This window comes from Fonticella tunisiensis (assembly GCF_004364155.1).
Lineage (GTDB): Bacteria > Bacillota > Clostridia > Clostridiales > Caloramatoraceae > Fonticella > Fonticella tunisiensis.
In genome coordinates, this window is record NZ_SOAZ01000036.1 from 1 (window position 1) to 19277 (window position 19277).

A 19277-nucleotide genomic window follows, 5' to 3' on the forward strand; every position below is an offset into this window, starting at 1 on the left:
TCATTGTTTGTCATACTTCAATGATAAGTTAACATAATATGCTGGATTTTTTCTATTTGTAAATATTTCCTGTGCTATGAACTAGCACAACGAGTTAAATTAGTATCCACCAAAACTTTTTATTTTACCTTCCAAAAATAACTTATCGAATATTGAACAACTGAAATTAATTTGTACTCCATACTTTTTCTTGAGCATATTAGCGTAACTAGTAAGATATATATCTTTTCTTAAATAATATGCATTTATTAAAATTGATGAAAAGTCCGATATTACTTCTTTTATATTTGAATCATATATAATATCTTCTGAAGTAATATTTAATTTATCAATAAATTTAACATATGGCTCATACTCTTTTATCAAGCTTCTTATCTGATTTATTTCTTTTTCTGCTGGATGCAACTTCACATATAAATTTTTTCTAGATTTATAATAATAATCAAAAATTTCTTCATAAATTTTATTTCTAATACTTTTATTGTATGTTGTATATCCAGGGCAAAAAAGCGAACTCTCCTTTTCAATATTAAAATTTATTTTAATACTGTTTAAAATTATTTCCTTGAATTCTTCTGAACTAATTCTTATTTTCTCTGCCTCACTATTAAATAAATCAGGTTCTCTTAATATTACAATATCTTCATAACCTCCTCTACCATGATAAAAAAGTCTAGACTCTTTATCATTAAATAATAACTTTCTTATATAAAACTGCCACTTTTCCTTAACGGAAAATTTATATTCATTAAGATAAATTGCCGTTCCCTCTTCGACGAACACAAGTTTTTTCCCTTTAATTTTCATTTTGTTAAACAACTTTTGATATGGAATGGGATTATCCGAAAAATAAACAATGTGATCAGGATTTATTTTATCAACATTTTCCAAAAAATCAAAAAGTTCCTCCATATATATTCTTTTATACTTAATAGGTTTCTTTATAACTTCACTAATTTTATAGTTTAAGTGGTAATAATAGCTGCTATCGTAAAGATTTTCAGGAACAAAGCTATATAATCTATCTTTATCTATGCAAGTGAAAGATGAAAGAATTATTGTTCGCTCAAATTTATTATATCTATTTTTTGAAAGCCAATTAGATACCTTTATATGATACGGTGTAAAACATAAAAATAAAACTTTCAATTCAATTCCTTCCTCCTAATTTAACTCGTTGTGCTAATTTAAAATTTTAGACTTAGGAATATTATGGTAATAAAATAGTTACACTATTCCCAAGATACTATTATGAATTGTCAACAGGTTTATTTAACCAAAAATTAATCCTTTTATTTGAGATACTTTAGACTCATTATTAAATACTTTATTTACGTAGTAACAAAATCCATGGCCTAAAATTTTAGTCTTAATCCTAGTGATAAGACCCCAGACTGACCTTGCCAGAACTCTTTGAATGTTAAGTTGACAAGATAGCTGGGAACCAATAGTTTCAATCCTTCTACGAAGCTTAAATATAATTCGTCTTAACTGTTTTGGATACTGAGACTTACTATTGTTCTTCTTTAGTGGAAGCAAGGTTATACCCTTTTCAGCTTTTAATTCAGAGGCAAGACGGTTATCTATATAACCCTTATCTCCAAGTATAGCTATTGAATGATAGGATTCTACTAAATCCCATAGTGCAGCTCTGTCATCAATATCAGCTGAAGTAAGACAGAAATCAGTTATATAGCCATCTAGTGTAATAAGCAGATGAAGTTTGAATCCGTAATAAGTTTCTTTCTTAGACGGACATCTTCCATAACTCACATAACCTTTAAATGTCTTATGGAATGTTGCTCTACCAAAGTGACATACTGGGATGGACATACTATCTACAACTCTAAGTGTAGAATCGTAATACCCCAATAATTGTGATAGTTTTTTGTGAATCAGCTCTATTATTTTGAAAAGAGCTCTTCGAGTTCTATTAAATCTACTTCTATCACAAAACCTTGGAAATAAGTCTTTAAAATTCTTTTTACAGAAGTTAAACCAGGCTTTTTCCGAGTCAATAGTGAGCAATTCACCAACAACACTGATGGTAATTATTTCACTATCGCTCATCTTTGAACCTTGATATTTCTACGTTCTTTAACATGTGTTGGAGCTACTACGTGGTAAATTTCATCAATTATCACGTAGGCTACGGTAATAAAGTCTTTTAGATTTTCAATTTCTGTAGTAGAATATTTCTTGTTAAGATCCAGCATATGTTGACCTCCTATCATTGTTTATCATACTTCAATGATAAGTTAACATAATATGCTGGATTTTTTCTATTTGTAAATATTTCCTGTGCTATGAACTAGCACAACGAGTTAATTTAATAATACTATTTATTCTTTTATAACTTTATACCCTAGAGAGTTTAAGAACTTAGTTGAACGTTTAACTATAGCTGATTCATTTAATTTATTAAAGTAGTCTGGGCCAAGGTCCTGGTACGGTACTTTATTTTTAATAATGTTATATGTGATTATTAATATTGTGTGGGCTAAGGCTAATGCTGCACGGTTGCCACCACGCCTTGCAGCAATTCTACGGTATTTTGCTGATAGATAGGTGTTCTTAGTATGAGCTGCAGCTCGGGCTGCTTCAATAAGGGTACGCTTTAATGATGAATTACCACTGCGAGATTTACTTCTTTTTTTTACCGGCACTCTCATCATTGCCTGGAATAACCCCTGCCCACGCTGCCAGATGGGAAGCCGAAGGAAATTGTTCCATAGTTGTATCTATCTCTGCTAAGATATCTTGAGCTGCTTTGGGGCCTACTCCTGGTATTGTATCTAATAGCTTTATAAGATCACCAGCCTCTTTTAATCTAACATTAACATCATTAGTTATATCTTCTATTTGTTGAGTTAGGAAATCTATATGTTTTAATTGAATTGAAATTAGCTTTCTTTGATGTTCGCCAATAAGCCCCTTTAAAGACTTCTGGAGTAAGTCCGGGCTTGCCTTTAACTTTTTATTAGCAAGTGAAGATAAAGCTTTTGGATCATTAACCCCATTGATTATAGCCTCAATCATAGCTCTACTTGATACACCTAGAATATCAGAAACAACTGAAGAAAGTTTAATATTAGCACCTTCAAGTACCTTTTGAAGCCTATTGATCTCTCTAGAACGTTCTTCAATCAGACTACGTCTATAACGCACAATTTCTCTTAACTCTCGTTGTTCTCTAGAAGGAATATAACTTCCTTTTAAGAGACCATGTTTAAGTAAATTAGCTATCCATTCAGCATCTTTAACATCGGTCTTACGACCAGGTACGTTTTTAATGTGCTGAGCATTAACTACTAGAGTTGGTATTTGCTCTAACTCAAGCAAGTTGTAAATTGGTTTCCAGTATACCCCTGTGCTTTCCATAGCGACAGCTTCACATTGCTTTTGCTTTATCCAATCAACAAGCATAAGAATGTCTTCTGTCATAGTTCCAAATGATTCAATTTCTTTACCATTTGGAGTCAAAACACAGGCAACAATAATTTTTTTATGGACGTCAAGTCCACAACAATTTTTGTACAATACCTCCATATCGATTTACTCCTTAAAGAAATAGTTGGTAAAGCCTTCTGATATTAATAATCTACTCTGCGTGCTTCCAAAAGAGGAGCGACAATAGTTGGTACATAAAGAAGGCTAAAATCAAGCTAGTTTCGGTCTAAGCAGTACCAAACACAATCGACTTTGTACCAACTATTTGAATTCTTCCCAACTATCAGAGTAATATTCAAACTGCTTTATGGAGGTAGTTTTCATTCTAGTTGGTGAAATTTATTTCATGTATAGCTACTTTAAAAAAATTTACTATTTATCTAAAATAGAACTCATTTTTTTATCTGGATCCTTTTCTTTCAAATTTGCATAATTACTCATGTTACTTTTATCTTCTAAGTAAAAATAATTAACAATATAATACATCATTACCCTCCATAAAATCTTTCTGTTATGTATTAAATCTACTTTGTTTGTATCTTATGCGTATTTAATATTTGATAGTAAATTTCATGTTTATAAAAATATTTGTTAATGGCCTTAAAAATCACTATTGCCAATAAAGGACCTACTAAATAAGCTATTCCATTCATTAAGTCGCCTCTTAATAGAAAAATAAAATGTTGTGATACAAATAAAGCAACAATAAACGAAAAGTTATCTCTTATAGAAATTTCAATGAAATTCGCCAAACGTCCTATTATTAATCCATATACTACAATCCCTATAATACCAAAGTCTATAAAAGCTTCACTAACTATTGGATTAGATAGATTATCAAACCACATACCATTATTATACATTAGATATCTTCCTATTAGCATACCAGTATTCAACGGTTTTAGTTCCCATATTTTACGTGGTATAAAAAATAAGAAATCACCCATTAATTGTTTTCCATATTGAAAACCGAATAAATTTACATAATTATTAGTAGCGATTATGTTAGAATACGCATCATAATCCAAACCTGTATATTCTCTTATCAAGCTAATATTTTGTATGGAAGATTTCAATGAAGATAAATTATCTAAAACTAATGATGGATTATGTGTTATTATTTTAGCTAATGGAAAAACAAACAATAATATTAATAGGTTCAAAGCTATATAAGTAAAATTATTAATTCTCTTTCTAATTAGATAGAAGAAAATCATTAACAGTATTGGACCTAGTGAGTTTCTTTTTTGAACAAGTGGATTATAATAAATCAAAACCATAAGTGATGCAAATAAAAAGTGCATCTTATGCTTAAGTTCTTTACCTTTAGTAAGAACTAAAACGGTATATGCAAATGGAATCATAAAAATAAACTTATCTATTATTAACCTTGTGCTACTTTCTACATCTAAGCCAACATTTGATTGTACTAATCGTTTAAATATTACATTGCCAAATATAACTGTTACCGTTAATGAGAAAATAAATGCAATATTTACTATCTTATTCGAAATGATATTTTCTTTAATATTTCCTTTAGTAATTGGAATCTTATACCCTATTATAATTGATACCAAAAATAAGCTAATATAAATATTAGTTCTATTAACATCACTAGCATTTACTAACAATGTATTAGGAAATACTCCTTGTTTTATCTGAAATATTGGTGTTAACCACATGAAAATATAGAAGAAAACAAGGATAGTGCAAAGTAAAGGACTAAACTTTTTATTAAAAAGTATAACTACTAATAATGTATTTAACATAACATAGCTTAAAAAGAAACTCGATGTCGTTTCACTAAATCTATTTAGATTAATAAACAAAATGAATAGATTTAATACTATGAAAACTCCAACTAGCAATCCTTTGATAGTAAAATAAATGCTTGTCTTTCGTTTTAACATTAATTCTATTCTCCCCTATAAAGTTTTTCATATAATTTCAAATATCTTGTTGCAAAAACATCTATAGTGTACTCTTGATTAAACTTATTGAATCCATTTTTTCCTAACTCACTCAATTTCACTTCATCTAATATCAAAGATCTTATTTCTCTTTCAAGCTGGTATACATTTTCTTTTTCAACTAGAATTCCACAGTTATTAGATAATTGTTCTTCTATTCCACCAACTTTAAATCCAATAACCGGCAAAGCATTAGAGAAAGCCTCTAAAACTGTGGTAGGAAAATTATCATCTAAAGATGTTATTAAGAAAATATCCGCAGCCCTATATATCTTATTTAAGCAAGCTTTATCTTTGATATAACCTAATTGAATAAAATTGTCTTTTTTAATCTTTTTAATCTTTTTTCCTACCGAAACAAATGCTACATCTTCACCCAATTTATCTAATAGATTTAATACATATGAAATTCCTTTTCTTTTATCGTTTGGATCAGCAGCAACAAACAAAACTATTTTTTTATTAATTGGTAAATTCAGTTCCTCTCGTATATCATTCTTATCAACATTCACACAGCTACTTGAGTAAATACCATTAGGTATAACTTCCGTGAAATATTCTTTTAAGAATGATTTTTTTACGAATCCTTCTAACCATCTTGAAGGTGATACAAATATAACCTTATCCTTATCTAAACTACAAAATAGCTCTTTTTTTCTATTCCATTCTTTTGATGACCTATCTAAAAGCGTTTTGGGATAAGTATTTTTATAGCTACAATTATAACAACCAGTTACCCATTTACCACAATCATAGGTGAAAGCACATCTACCAGTTATCGGCCAAACATCGTGTAATGTCCATATAACAGGTTTTTTATAGTATTTAATAATCTTAATTAGCTTTTCATAATTTATATAGTAACCATGAATATTGTGTATATGAACTATATCTGCTCTCGCAATTTGTTCTTCAATTACTGAACTAAAGTTCAAATTTTTCGAAACCCCAAAAATTCTTGCGAAAGCAGCTGAGAAATATACATCAAACTGATTATTAATTACAATACTTTTTTGGTCTCCTTTATCCCCACGGGCATATAGGAACACCGATTCATGCTCAGTATTATTATTAATAAATGAATGTAGTAAATTAGCTATAGCTGAAGCTCCTCCGCCTCCTTTAAATCGTGTGTTAATATTCACTATTTTCATTAGCTCACCTCTAATTTTCCACAATTAAATCTTTATATTTCTCAATAGATTTTCTTTTTGTTAAATGTTTTTCTAAATATCGTCTTCCATTTACTCCACTTGTAGTTAAATTATGCTTCTTTTGTATAAACAAATCAATCTTTTCTTTTAAGTTTTTATATTCACCTGGATTACTGCATATTCCACAATTGCTCTCTTCAATTATCAATCTCGCCTCAGAGCCTTCCTCTAAAATTCCTAAAATTGTTTTACCAGTACCCATGATTCCATAAACTTTACTTGGCACAGAAATCCCCTTTATCCCCTTAGCATTCGTAACAATATGAACATCTGCAGCATTCAACGAATAAATCAAATCCTCTTTCTTTTGATATGGAATAAACTTAACATTGGTCAAACCATTTTCATTAACATAATCAACTAGAGTTTGCTTCATATTTCCACCCCCTACAAAAGCAAACACAACATCATCTCTATCCTTAAACTCACCTATGACCTTTATAATATTCTCAAGATCATAATAAAGCCCTAAATTACCTGAATACATAAAAACAAACTTATCTTCTAATCCATACTGCTTTCTAAATTCTCTTACTTTAGGATGGTCTTTGGGTAAAGGATATACTTGTTTTTCGTCAATCCAATTATTTATAACAACATTTTTAGGCACTTTTTTCCCTTTAAATCTTTTATTGAGGGTCTCCTGCATATCTCTACCTACAACAACCACCACGTTCGATTGCTTGCAGCTAAACTTATCTAATGTCCTGGCGAATTCAATTAAAACCTTGTTTTTTGCATATCCTATTGCTTCTGCCTGTTCAGGGTTGAAATCCTGAATGTTATAGACAAATTTTGCTCTTTTAATCCACTTTCCTATAGTTCCTAATAGTCCGCCTAAAATTGGTGGCTGTGATATACTAAATACAATATCCTGTTTCCCTACTCTAAAAGTAGTAAAGATTGCATTAAAGAAATATGCTAATATATTCTTTATCCTGCTAATTTTATTTCTTTTATTAAATTCAGGAACCCTTACTCTTATAACATTTATGTTCTTAAATTTTTCATTATATATTCTTTTCTTTTTATACTTTTCATCTACTTTTCCATCATAGCTTGGAACTACGCAAATAACTGTTATATCAAAATCGTCCTGTAGCCCTTCGCACAGTTCAGTAAGTATCTGCCCTGTTGAAGCTACATCAGGATAAAAGTAATGAGCATATACTAAAAGTCTTTTTTTCATCTAGATTCCCTCTATCTATTTATAATTTTCCACAAACCACTTATATGTCTTTTCAATTCCCTCTCCCAACTCTACCTTATGCCTCCACCCAAGCGAGTGTAGTTTGGTAACATCCGTCAACTTCCTAGGCGTTCCATCCGGCTTCTCAGTATTAAACACCAACTCTCCTTCAAACCCAACAACTTCTTTTATCATCTCAGCAAGTTCCCTTATAGAAACTTCCTGTCCGGTTCCTATATTCACATGTTCTTCACCGTCATAGTTCTCCATTAAGAATACACATGCATCTGCCATATCATCTACATATAAAAACTCCCTAAGTGGTTTGCCAGTTCCCCATACTTCGACATAAGGTAAGTTATTAACCTTCGCCTCATGGAACTTTCTTATAAGCGCTGGCATTACATGTGAATTATTTAAATCAAAGTTATCATTTGGACCATAAAGGTTTGTTGGCATACAGCTTATGAAGTTATCACCGTACTGCCTCTTAAAGAATTGGCACATCTTAAGCCCAGCAATTTTAGCTATAGCGTATGCTTCATTTGTTGGCTCAAGATACCCTGAAAGAAGATACTCTTCCTTTATTGGCTGAGGAGCCATTTTGGGATATATGCAAGTACTTCCTAAAAACAGAAGTTTCTTTACTTTAAAGTCGTGTGCTGCCTTTATCACATTATTTTGTATCATCAAATTTTCATATATAAAATCTGCTGGATATGTATTGTTTGCATGTATCCCCCCAACCTTTGCAGCAGCTAAAAACACATATTCCGGTCTTTCTTCTTCAAAAAACTTTCTTACTGCTTCTTGATTAGTTAAGTCAAGTTCTTTGTGAGTTCTTTTTATTATATTTGTATAACCTTTAGATTCAAGATTTCTAACTATTGCAGAGCCTACAAGTCCTCTATGTCCTGCAACGTAAATTTTGCTATCCTTATTCATATTGCCATCCCCTTAGTATGAGAGTTTTAATAAACTGCTTGCAATTTCTTTTGAGCTATTTTTATATCTATCAGGTAAAAATCTATAATTCTCTATTAATTTCTTCGTCTCTTCTATAAGAATACTTAAGTTTTCTTCATCAAGTTGATTGAATTCAATTGTATTTGCAATTTTTAAATTCAATAGATTGTTTATTGTATTAACATCTTCTTTTATTTCAGGCCTGTTTAAAACAAGTATTGGCCTTTGGGCACATATAGATTCCGATATCGTGCTCCAGCCCGCCTTTGTTATAATTATTTCACTTGCCTTTATATAATCCTGTGTATTACCAGTATCAACAGGCAATTTATAGGTGTTGTTTCCCCTTAGCTTTATGCCCTCTGTATATATAAAATCGTAGGGCAAATGTTCTACTTCTATTTCATCGTTGATTTCAACGGATCTTCCAAGGCTGACAAATACAATTGGCCTTTTATATTTATTTTTTATATACTTAACAGGTTCCTCATTGAACTCTCTTGAGCTGAGGCCTACCTCATAGGTATTTTTAAAATATTTACCTATATCACCTGCAAGGGGAAAAATAAAGGCATAATCTGCTTTTCTATATGAATCTTCATAAATATTCACAACTTCACTATCAAAAAGTTCCTTATATATCTCTGCCCATGTAAAGTTAGATATTAATACTGACCTCACGCCAGACTTTTTAGCCGATTGAAAAATCCATGGGACAACATCTGATACAATAAGATCAATTTTATTTTCCTTTATAAATGAAGTTTCTTTTTCAATTCTATCCTCCCAGGTAGAAATAAAACCTTTCAATTCAGCATCTAACTTTTCCTTATCTACAAGATAGCTGTTTTCCTTTAATATAAGCCCCAAATCTACATATTCGTCATAGTATGCAATCCTCGAGCTAAAACGACTCAAGGATTGCTTTATAAATTCAAGTTGTCTAGTATGTGTTTTTACAATAATTTTTAAATCTCTATCCAATAACAATAAGTTCTGGATTATAGGTATATTCCTTGCAGCATGTCCGAAGCCATGATTTGATATATAAAAAGCTATGGTCTTCATCTCTTATCAGTGGCTGCCTCAAGATAGGTTTCAAGGTCAATTCCTGCAATTTCTTTAACATCAGCCTCAACCATCATCTTAACAAGTCCCCTGAAGTCGACCTTTCTCTTCCAGCCAAGTTCCCTTTCAGCCTTGGATGGGTCTCCCCAGAGAAACTCAACTTCAGCAGGCCTGAAGTATCTTGGATTTACATCGACAAGAAGTTTTCCAGTCTTCCTGTCGTATCCCTTTTCCTCTACTCCAGTACCCTTCCATTCTATATCTATCCCAACCTCTTTAAAGGCTAATTCTGTAAATTCTCTTACCGTATGGGTTTCGCCGGTTGCAATCACATAATCCTGGGGTTTTTCCTGCTGGAGCATCATCCACATTGCCTCAACGTAGTCCCCTGCAAATCCCCAGTCACGCTTTGCATCAAGGTTTCCAAGGCTAAGCTTGTCCTGCTTTCCTGCAATAATGCTTGCAACGGCCCTTGTAATCTTCCTTGTTACAAAGGTTTCCCCTCTCCTTGGAGATTCGTGGTTAAACAGTATCCCATTTACTGCAAAAATATTGTATGCTTCTCTATAGTTTACAGTTATCCAGTATGCATAAAGCTTTGCCGCACCATATGGGCTCTTGGGATAGAACGGAGTCTTTTCGCTTTGTGGTGCCGTTCCTGGAATGCCACCAAAAAGCTCAGATGTAGATGCCTGATAGAACTTTGTTTTTATTCCCGTTTCCTTTATTGCATCGAGTATTCTTAGGGTTCCAACTGCGTCTGTCTGAGCAGTATACTCAGGAACCTCAAAGGAAACCTTAACGTGGCTTTGTGCACCAAGATTATATATTTCATCTGGCTTAATCCTTTCCAGAAGCCTGTTTATATTGCTTGAATCGCTAAGATCTCCGTAGTGTAAGAATAGCTTTTTATTTCCTATTTCAGGGTTTTCAAATAAATGGTCTATTCTCTTAGTGTTAAATGTACTTGCTCTTCTTATCATTCCATGAACTTCGTATCCCTTTTCTAAAAGAAACTCTGCTAAATATGAACCATCCTGTCCTGTTATTCCCGTTATAAATGCCTTTTTCACCAATATCCACCTTTCATTAATTATTTACCTGCTCCTTTATGTTTTTTATATCATTAAGCAGATCCTTTTTACCTATAAGAATTACATCATCCGTATCTATTATAAATATATCCTCAAGTCCTACCACTGCAACTTTCTTCCCATTTCCTATAACAAGATTATTTCTAGATTCTATGTATTTCACATGTCCAATACTGACATTATTATCTTCATCCTTCTCACTGTACCTCTCCACACTGCTCCAGCTTCCAACATCGTCCCATCCAAAATCCGATGGAATAACATATATGTTTTCCGCCTTTTCCATTATTCCGTAATCCACCGATATACTCTCAACCTCACTATATTTTTGCCTGAGTACATCTTCAAAATCATCCATATCAACTGAGGCAGCAATTTCATCGATAACTTCATATGTATCGGGCAAATAGGTCTGAGTGTGCTTCTTTATTGTTGAAACCTTCCATATAAACATACCGCTATTCCAGAGGTAGTTTCCTTCATTAAGATATTTTTGTGCTGTTTCAAGATTGGGTTTTTCCACAAATCTTTCAACGCTGTTTACACCAAGGCCGTCAATTTTTTCTTCCAAATTATTATATTTTATATACCCGTATCCCGTTTCAGGCCTGTCAGGCTTTATTCCAAGGGTTACTATTGCATCCTCTTTGCTTTCAACAAAGCTTGCTGCCGCACCAATGGTTCTAATGAATCTTTCTACATCCTTTATTAAGTGATCTGATGGAACAACAACAAGCGTTGCATCCCCATAATATTTTTCAACTGTAAAGGCTGAAAGAGCTATGCATGGTGCTGTGTTTTTACCTACAGGTTCAACTATTATGTTTCTTTCAGGCAAATTCGGAAGCTGCTCCTTTACAAGCTTTACATACCTTTCAGCTGTTACAACAAAAATTCTCTCAATTGGAATAAGCCTTCCAAGCCTTTTAACAGTCATTTGAATCATAGTATCCTCACCAAGGAGGTTTAAAAACTGTTTTGGTTTTTCTTCAGTTGACAGGGGCCAGAACCTTTCACCTTTACCTCCTGCCATAATAAGTCCACAAAGCATCACAACCCAACCTTTCTACCTTGCATTTTCATCCCCGAACAATACAAAAAACGTCTTAAATATAAGCTTCATATCTATCCATAAATTTCTTTCCCTTATGTACTTTAAATCAAGTTCAACCCATTCATCAAAATCTATGTTATTTCTTCCACCTATCTGCCAGTAGCAGGTAAGGCCTGGCTTTACAAGGAGCCTTTGCATCTGATATGGGGTGTACTCTTTAACTTCCCTGTCTATTGGGGGCCTCGGGCCAACAAGGCTCATATCGCCCTTAAGTACGTTTATAAGCTGGGGAAGCTCGTCAATACTTGTCTTTCTTATAAACTTGCCTACCCTTGTAATTCTGGGATCATCCTTTATTTTAAAAACGGGGCCCGACATTTCGTTTTTATCCTTAAGCTCCTTAAGCTTTTTCTCTGCATCAACTACCATTGAGCGGAATTTTAACATTTTAAAGGTTTTGCCATCCTTCCCGCACCTGTTTTGAGCGAAGAGGACAGGCCCCTTTGAGTCGAGCTTTATTGCAATGGCTGTTATTATAAACACCGGTGATAAGAGTATGAGTCCGACTAAAGCTCCAAGGATATCTATAATTCTCTTTATAAATTCATATAAAAAACCTTTATCATAGTCCTCAATAAGGACTTCATAATCATAACCTACCTGCGGCTCCAACCATATCACCTCTCTTTAACTTACTTTTTATTATATTTAAAAATTCGACTCAATTCCAGTTTTATTTTATGATTTATCTCAACTTTTACATTCCAATTTATCCATACCAAATGCTGCCCCTACCTCTTCCCAAACCTTTTAAAAACCCCTCTTCTCCTTCTTCCCTTCTTTTCCCCTTCGCTGCCGTAGTAGTAATAGTAATAATTTCCGTAGTAGCCCTTCCTTGAGGTGTCAAGCTTGTTTAAAACAACGCCTAGTATCCTTGAGTTTACCTTTTCTAAAAGCTCCTTTGCCCGCGCTGCAGCATCCCTTTCCGTTTCTCCTGAACTAACAACAAGGAGGCTTCCGTCTGCGTATTTTGAAAGTATCTGGGCGTCCGTTACCACGATTACAGGCGGTGTGTCGAAGATTATGCAGTCAAATTGCTGCTTAAGGTATTCTATGAATTTTTCCATTCTGACAGAGGCTAGAAGCTCTGCAGGGTTTGGGGGCCTTGTTCCCGCTGGCAGGACGTAGAGATCTTCAACTTCAGTTTTTTGAACTACGTCTTCAAAGCCAGCCTCACCTATTAGAAAGTCTGAAAGGCCCGCCTGGTTGGATATTTTAAACAGCTTATGAAGGTTTGGTTTTCTCTGGTCGCAGTCTACTATTATTGTTTTATACCCTGCCTGGGCCATAGTAACTGCAAGGTTTGCAGCCGTCGTTGATTTTCCCTCCGAAGGGCCTGAACTTGTTATAACAATTGTTTGTATCTTATTATCAAAGGATGAAAACTGTATATTGGTTCTAAGGGTTCTGTATGCCTCCGACACCGGAGACCTTGGATCTTTTATAGTTATAATGTTTGAAACTGCCAAAGTAATACCTCCTTACTTTACTAACGGTATTATTCCGATAACCGGAAGCTCTAAATTGTCTTCAACATCATCGGCATCCTTTACCGTTGAATCCATATATTCAAGTAAAAACGCCACACCAAGGGATATCATAATTCCAAGGAAAAATCCTATTGCAGTATTAAGAAGTGGTTTTGGTTTTATTGGGGACTTAGGAACCTTTGCATAGTCTATTATCTGGACGTTTTCAACCTTCATAAGCTCCTTAACCCTTTTCATGAAAACCTCCGCAAGCCCGTTTGCAATAAACGCAGCCTCCTCTGGTTTTTCATCGACTATAGATAGGTATAAAACCTCTGTATCTGAAGCTGGAGCTGCCGTAAGCTTTGACCTGAGCTTTTCCGGAGAAAGGTTTAAGGAAAGCCTTTCCACAGTTTTTTCCGCAACCCCTTCAGACTTTGCGATTTCTACGTATGTCTTTACAAGCTTTTGATACATCATTATGTCGCTATACTGTATTTTCTGATCGGCCTGATCCGGCATCTTTCCGATTATAAGGGTTGTTGTTGCCTTATACTGGGGAGTTATATAGAAATAGCTGATTGCCGCAGAAATGGAAGTTGAAAGGATAGTAATAACTGCTATTAGCAGCAATCGCCTTTTGATCGTTTCCATGATTTGATATAATTCCATATGTAAATCCTCCTTTGGATTATAATACACAAAATTATATAAAATAATCCAAGGTGGTGGGTGCCCTACTATCTCAACTGCCTTCAAGGGCCCAGATAAGAAGGCAGCTTCATCGATCACCTAAGATGCGACAAGTTATTACATATTTTTAAAAAACATTACAGAAACAATTATAACAAAAATTTCACAATTAAAAAATAAAAAAAACAGGCATATTTTCCTGTTTTAGTTTATTTTGACGATTCATTAAATATTATCTTCTAAAAATATCAAAAATACTTCTTTTATCTTTTATTTTTTCAGATGTGCAAAGTATTTCTTCATTATTTATCACTTTTTCAACGTTATTCAACAATGTTCTTTTTAATTCACCATAGTTTTTTTCTATGATGTCGAAGGATTTTTTAAGCTCCGGCCTTCTTTTGTTTGTTGTGTGTGCGTCCGATCCTATGAAGCTTACTATTCCATGCTTTAAGAATGTTTCAGATGTTTTTTGTATTTCCTTCCCAAATAGCCCCGTTATACTTCCTCCGTTTAGCTGAAAGAGGCAGCCCTCATCAATGAATTTGTTGATCTCCCATGGCTTTTTTATAAAATACATATATCTCTCGGGATGGGCAATTACTGGAACTACACCAAGGAGCCTTAATTCATATATCATATCAAGGGCATAATCAGGAAGCCTGTCAAAGGGAAGTTCAATTAAAAGATATCTTGAGTTATTCAGGGTTTTTATTTTATCTTCCCTGTAGAGGTTTAATATTTCCCTGTCAAGATATACCTCATGACCCTGGAGTATTTCAACGTTTATGTTTTGTTCCCTTGCCCTTATATTAAGCTCATCTATCAGTCCTTTAACTTCATTTTGGTCCGTTTCAAACCTTCCCCTGTAGTAGTGGGGAGTTGCAAATATGGTTTTTATTCCGTCATCCTCTGCGATTTTTAACATCCTAAGGGATGTTTCAATGGTGTCTGCCCCGTCGTCTATTCCGGGAACTATATGGCTGTGGATGTCTATCATCTTTTTCTCCTTCTTTCATTTGCATCTCCATAGTAATAGTATCCATAGCCTCTCCTTGAACTTATATCCACCTTGTTTAAAACCACACCAAGTATGTTTGCATTAACCCTGTTTAAAAGGTCCTTTGCCCTGTCGGCAGCTTCCCTTTCCGCCTCTCCTGAGGATATTACAAGCAAAACCCCATCTGCCATTGTTGATAGAAGCTGGGCATCGGTTACTGCGTTTACAGGTGGTGTATCCAATATTATATAGTCAAACTCCCTTCTCATCATTTCAAGGAAGGACTTCATCTTCCTCGATGCCAGCATCTCGGCAGGATTTGGAGGAATGGTTCCCGACGTTAGTATATATAGCTTGTCCATATACATCTGCAAGGCCTGTACCGGCTCAAGGTCTTCAACGAGAAGGTTTGAAAGGCCCACTGCATTTGATAGTCTAAACTTCCTGTGAAGGTTTGGCCTTCTTAAGTCGCAGTCTATTAGAAGTACACTCTTTCCTGCCTGTGCAATTGTAAGGGCAAGGTTTGCTGATGTTGTTGATTTTCCTTCCCCCGGGCCTGAACTTGTCACAAGTATTATCTGTATATCCCTGTCAAAGGATGCAAACTGTATATTGGTCCTAAGGGTTCTATACGCCTCCGATACAGGGGATCTTGGGTTTTTTTCTACAACTAATCCTGACATCCATATCCTCCTATTCATTCATGTTCTTTGGAATTATTCCTATAACAGGAAGGCCAAGGTATTTTTCAACGTCGTCCTCCGTCTTAATTGTGCTGTCCATGTATTCTAGAAGGAACGTCACTCCAAGGGATACCATGATTCCAAGGAAGAAGGCTATTGCCATATTAAGTAGGGGCCTTGGCTTTACAGGGCTTTCAGGTACCGCAGCTTCATCCATTATCTGAACGTTTCCAGTTGGGTAGAGCCTCGCCGCCTCCCTTATGAAAACCCTGGCATGGGTGTTTACTATGTTTGCAGCCTCCTCAGGGTTTTTGCCTTGAAACTTTAAAACCATTATCTGGGTGTCAGCCTGGGGAGTTACGCTTATGCCCTTCATTAGAGCCTCGGGCGATATAAGCCCGTCAAGTTTCTGTGATGTAGCCTCTGCAACTGTCCTTGATTTTGCAATTTCGCTGTAGGTTTTAACAAGCTTTTGATACATTAAAACGTCGTTATATTGTATTCTTTCGTCAACCGTAGAGGGAGCCTTTCCTATTATTATGCTTGTCTCTGCTTCATAGGTTGGCGGTATTACAAAGTAGCTCAGCACACCGCTTATAAATGTGGATGCAGCGGTAACTATAAGTATGAGCCTGAGCCTCTTTTTAATGATCTCAAATATTTCCCTTAAATCAAGGGTCATTTCCTGTTCCATCTTTAAACCTCCTTCAACTTTTCAAGCCATTCCTTTGCGATTTCATCCTTTGGGTTTATTCTTGTTGCAAGGCTAAAGGCCCTTTTGGCCTCCTCTATCTCCCCTAGATTTAAGTGGCATACTGCAATGTTGCATATGATTCCCGAATCGTCGGGTGTTATCTTAAGGGCACGCCTGAAGTGCTCTATTGCCTGGCTAAAGTCTCCAAGGGCAGCAAGGTTAATTCCTATTTCGCTGTATACCTCCGGTCTTTCACCGTACTGTAAAAGCTCATTAAGGTATAACAGGGCCTTTTCGTAGTTTCCTATCTGCCTGTAGGCAACTGCCGCGTAGTATATGGCATCGAGGCCCTGGGGGTTGTCCTCAATGTATGGAATTAAAATTTTAAGGGCCTCCATGCCCCTTCCGGACTTTACAAGCTCTACGGCGCTGTCATACTCCTCTGTTCTTTTTATCCTTTCAAGGAGCTTTGAGGCTTCATTGTATGTTATCGGATCGTTTAGGGCTTTTCTTAAGTACAGTTTTGCAGAATCCATATCCTTTTCGAGGTAGTACTGCCCGAGATAATAATTTGGAGTTCCGTAGGATGGATAGTCCTCAGCAAGGTCCCTGAGGCTTTTTAATATCTCATCCTCAACGCATTTAAGCCCTGTTTTTTCATAGAGTTCCATAAGAAGGTATATCCTGTTCATCCTGTATTCCCTGTTTGGGTTAAGGGCTGTAAGGGTCGTTGCGTATATAACCGCCCTTTTTGTCTTTTCCTTCTTGTCCCTTTCAATGTTCATTATTATAAAGCTTTCTATTCCGGGTATGGTTTTTAGAAAGCCTTTGTAATCATCGTTATATTTAAATGAAGGGTCGCAGGCAATAAGGTGTATCATTGCGTCCACTATTGAGTTTACAGGTATTCCATCCTCTTCCTTAACTGCAAGCCCTATAATAGAATCTGGAAACACAGGATACTCCCCTTTTTTTAGTACGGGGTTTCCCTTGATGTTCAGGGTTATGTCCCTTCCTGTTTCGATAAATAGAAGCCTTTGAATTTCCGTCTTTAAGTATGTTTTATAATCCATATGTGATACCTCACTTCAAATCCAGCTGTTATTCTTTAATATTAGACAATAAAATCAAGGATATGTCATTACTTTCTACAAACATATACTTAATTTTAATATATTTTAAATAACATGACAAATTTTTTAGCCTGTAATTTATTAACATTTTATTATCTTTAACTTGTTGTGCTATATAGAAAGTATTAAAGATTTAATTTCTTTGTAGAAGCGAATAGTATTTACCCGTTGAGTAAGCACTAATTTCAGGGCGGGCGATTGATAATCGCCCCTACAGGAGGAGTATGATTCCTTGCTACTTTCCATATAGATAAATTTACAGATCGGCGCTGCGATAAAAAATATATTTCATTCACCAGTACGCTTAGCAAAGAAGTTCTAAGGCTCGGGATTTAAAAAAACGTGAATTTCATATATTTTTTATCGACCCTTAAGGTACTGCAAAACGTTAAGGTAAGTATAAAAGTTTTCTTAGCTCAAGTTTAGATTATTACTAATGAAACTGTTTTCATAATCTTGTGGTGAATTTTGTTTCATGCAGACCTAGTTCAGGGGCTTAGGGTCGATATATAATTTATCTTGCACGTTATGTTTAAAAAAATAACCCCGGGGGGCTATTTTGTCTGTTCTGCGTGAACCGCCATAGCCTCGTTGGGGTCTTCCTGTTCCCTTTGCATATCCTTTATGTATGTAATGGATGCGACCACTGTGTTTGGGTCTCCTCCTATTGCTATCTCCTCAGCTATTTCAAGGTCCCCAAGGGTTATCCTTCCTCCTGTTGGAAGGTTTGAAATGTCTGCCGTTATGTATCTTGGAAGCTTATCAGGGGCACATTCAACCTCAACCTGGTCAAGCTGAAGCTGGGCTATTGCTCCCCTTCCCCTTATGGACTCCTCTCCGACGATCCTAAGTGGCACCTTGGCGTGGATTTTCCCTCCTTCATCAATCCTTTGAAGGTCGATGTGCATTATCTTTCTTGTAACGGGGTGCCTCTGGACCTCCTTTATCATTGCCTTTTCCCTGTGTCCGTTTACGTTTACGTCAAGTATTGCGTGCTCCCCTTCGCTGTTTAAAACCCCTAAAAGCTCCATCTGTGCAAATTCTACGTTGAAGTTTGGATTTTTAAGCCCGTATATGACGCCTGGAATCCTTCCGCTGCTTCTAAGCCTGTGGTTTTCCCCCTTTGATATATGAGTTCTAATGTTGGCACTTAGCGAGTTTGCCATAGACATCCTCCTTAAAGTTTATTCTTTAAGGAGTTTTCCCAAAAATAAGGTTTTTAAACATAATTTTTATGTTTCGTGGAACTGATGTTGTGAGGGCGAACGATGTTCGCCACTACATTTATGTTTATGTTAATATAGAACTGGCGTTATGATGGCGAACGGTGTTCGCCACTACATTTATGTTTATGTTAATATAGAACTGGCGTTATGATGGCGAACGATGTTCGCCACTGCGATTATGTTTATGTTAATATGGAACTGGCGTTATGATGGCAAACGGTGTTCGCCACTACATTTATGTTTATGTTAATATGGAACTGGCGTTATGGTGGCGAACGATGTTCGCCACTGCGATTATGTTTATGTTAATATGG

The 19277-nt window shown here is 35.2% G+C and carries 16 protein-coding genes and 2 pseudogenes; all 18 read right to left on the bottom strand.

What is annotated here, in order from left to right:
• Window positions 1-99 precede the first annotated feature (99 nt).
• The 18 genes and pseudogenes from EDD71_RS13910 to EDD71_RS13995 all read right to left on the bottom strand — a co-directional run bounded on the left by EDD71_RS13910 (window position 100) and on the right by EDD71_RS13995 (window position 18903).
• Window positions 100-1149 carry a polysialyltransferase family glycosyltransferase gene (locus EDD71_RS13910; RefSeq protein ID WP_133629346.1) on the bottom strand — a complete coding sequence of 350 codons (1050 nt, stop codon included), beginning with the start codon at window positions 1147-1149 and terminating at the stop codon, window positions 100-102.
• 123 nt (window positions 1150-1272) lie between these two features.
• Window positions 1273-2216 (bottom strand): annotated as a pseudogene (locus EDD71_RS13915) (IS982 family transposase).
• A gap of 126 nt (window positions 2217-2342) precedes the next feature.
• Window positions 2343-3549, bottom strand: a pseudogene (locus EDD71_RS13920) (IS110 family RNA-guided transposase).
• Window positions 3550-3974: 425 nt separating this feature from the next.
• Window positions 3975-5360: an O-antigen polymerase gene (locus tag EDD71_RS13925; RefSeq protein ID WP_133629347.1), complete on the bottom strand. Its 1386-nt coding sequence runs from the start codon at window positions 5358-5360 to the stop codon at window positions 3975-3977.
• A gap of 5 nt (window positions 5361-5365) precedes the next feature.
• Complete coding sequence (locus EDD71_RS13930; RefSeq protein ID WP_133629348.1) at window positions 5366-6574, bottom strand: glycosyltransferase; 1209 nt, start codon at window positions 6572-6574, stop codon at window positions 5366-5368.
• 10 nt (window positions 6575-6584) lie between these two features.
• Window positions 6585-7823: a glycosyltransferase family 4 protein gene (locus EDD71_RS13935; protein WP_133629349.1), complete on the bottom strand. Its 1239-nt coding sequence runs from the start codon at window positions 7821-7823 to the stop codon at window positions 6585-6587.
• A 15-nt stretch (window positions 7824-7838) separates the two neighbouring features.
• Complete coding sequence (gene fcl, locus EDD71_RS13940) at window positions 7839-8768, bottom strand: GDP-L-fucose synthase (RefSeq protein WP_133629350.1); 930 nt, start codon at window positions 8766-8768, stop codon at window positions 7839-7841.
• Between the two features lie 12 nt (window positions 8769-8780).
• The gene (locus EDD71_RS13945; protein WP_133629351.1) at window positions 8781-9857 is read right to left on the bottom strand and encodes a glycosyltransferase; all 1077 of its coding nucleotides are present in this window, start codon (window positions 9855-9857) and stop codon (window positions 8781-8783) included.
• Window positions 9854-10930: a GDP-mannose 4,6-dehydratase gene (gmd, locus tag EDD71_RS13950; protein WP_133629352.1), complete on the bottom strand. Its 1077-nt coding sequence runs from the start codon at window positions 10928-10930 to the stop codon at window positions 9854-9856. Before gmd ends, EDD71_RS13945 begins: the two co-directional genes overlap by 4 nt.
• A 16-nt stretch (window positions 10931-10946) precedes the next feature.
• A complete protein-coding gene (locus EDD71_RS13955; RefSeq protein ID WP_133629353.1) occupies window positions 10947-12002 on the bottom strand; it encodes a mannose-1-phosphate guanylyltransferase in 1056 nt (351 codons plus the stop codon).
• A gap of 15 nt (window positions 12003-12017) precedes the next feature.
• Entirely contained in the window at window positions 12018-12641 is a 624-nt protein-coding gene (locus EDD71_RS13960; RefSeq protein WP_243116474.1) for a sugar transferase, read from the bottom strand.
• Window positions 12642-12796: 155 nt separating this feature from the next.
• Window positions 12797-13534, bottom strand: coding sequence for a CpsD/CapB family tyrosine-protein kinase (locus tag EDD71_RS13965; protein WP_133629355.1), 738 nt, complete (start codon window positions 13532-13534; stop codon window positions 12797-12799).
• Window positions 13535-13546: 12 nt separating this feature from the next.
• Window positions 13547-14206 carry a YveK family protein gene (locus EDD71_RS13970; protein ID WP_133629356.1) on the bottom strand — a complete coding sequence of 220 codons (660 nt, stop codon included), beginning with the start codon at window positions 14204-14206 and terminating at the stop codon, window positions 13547-13549.
• A 253-nt stretch (window positions 14207-14459) separates the two neighbouring features.
• The gene (locus EDD71_RS13975; protein WP_133629357.1) at window positions 14460-15227 is read right to left on the bottom strand and encodes a tyrosine-protein phosphatase; all 768 of its coding nucleotides are present in this window, start codon (window positions 15225-15227) and stop codon (window positions 14460-14462) included.
• A complete protein-coding gene (locus EDD71_RS13980; RefSeq protein ID WP_133629358.1) occupies window positions 15224-15910 on the bottom strand; it encodes a CpsD/CapB family tyrosine-protein kinase in 687 nt (228 codons plus the stop codon). Before EDD71_RS13980 ends, EDD71_RS13975 begins: the two co-directional genes overlap by 4 nt.
• A 10-nt stretch (window positions 15911-15920) precedes the next feature.
• Window positions 15921-16604 (bottom strand): YveK family protein, encoded by a 684-nt coding sequence (locus EDD71_RS13985; protein WP_133629359.1) that lies wholly within the window; start codon window positions 16602-16604, stop codon window positions 15921-15923.
• 2 nt (window positions 16605-16606) lie between these two features.
• Window positions 16607-17677 (bottom strand): tetratricopeptide repeat protein, encoded by a 1071-nt coding sequence (locus EDD71_RS13990; RefSeq protein ID WP_133629360.1) that lies wholly within the window; start codon window positions 17675-17677, stop codon window positions 16607-16609.
• A gap of 614 nt (window positions 17678-18291) precedes the next feature.
• Window positions 18292-18903, bottom strand: a complete 612-nt coding sequence (locus tag EDD71_RS13995) for a 50S ribosomal protein L25 (RefSeq protein ID WP_166636496.1) — start codon at window positions 18901-18903, stop codon at window positions 18292-18294.
• Window positions 18904-19277: the final 374 nt, after the last annotated feature.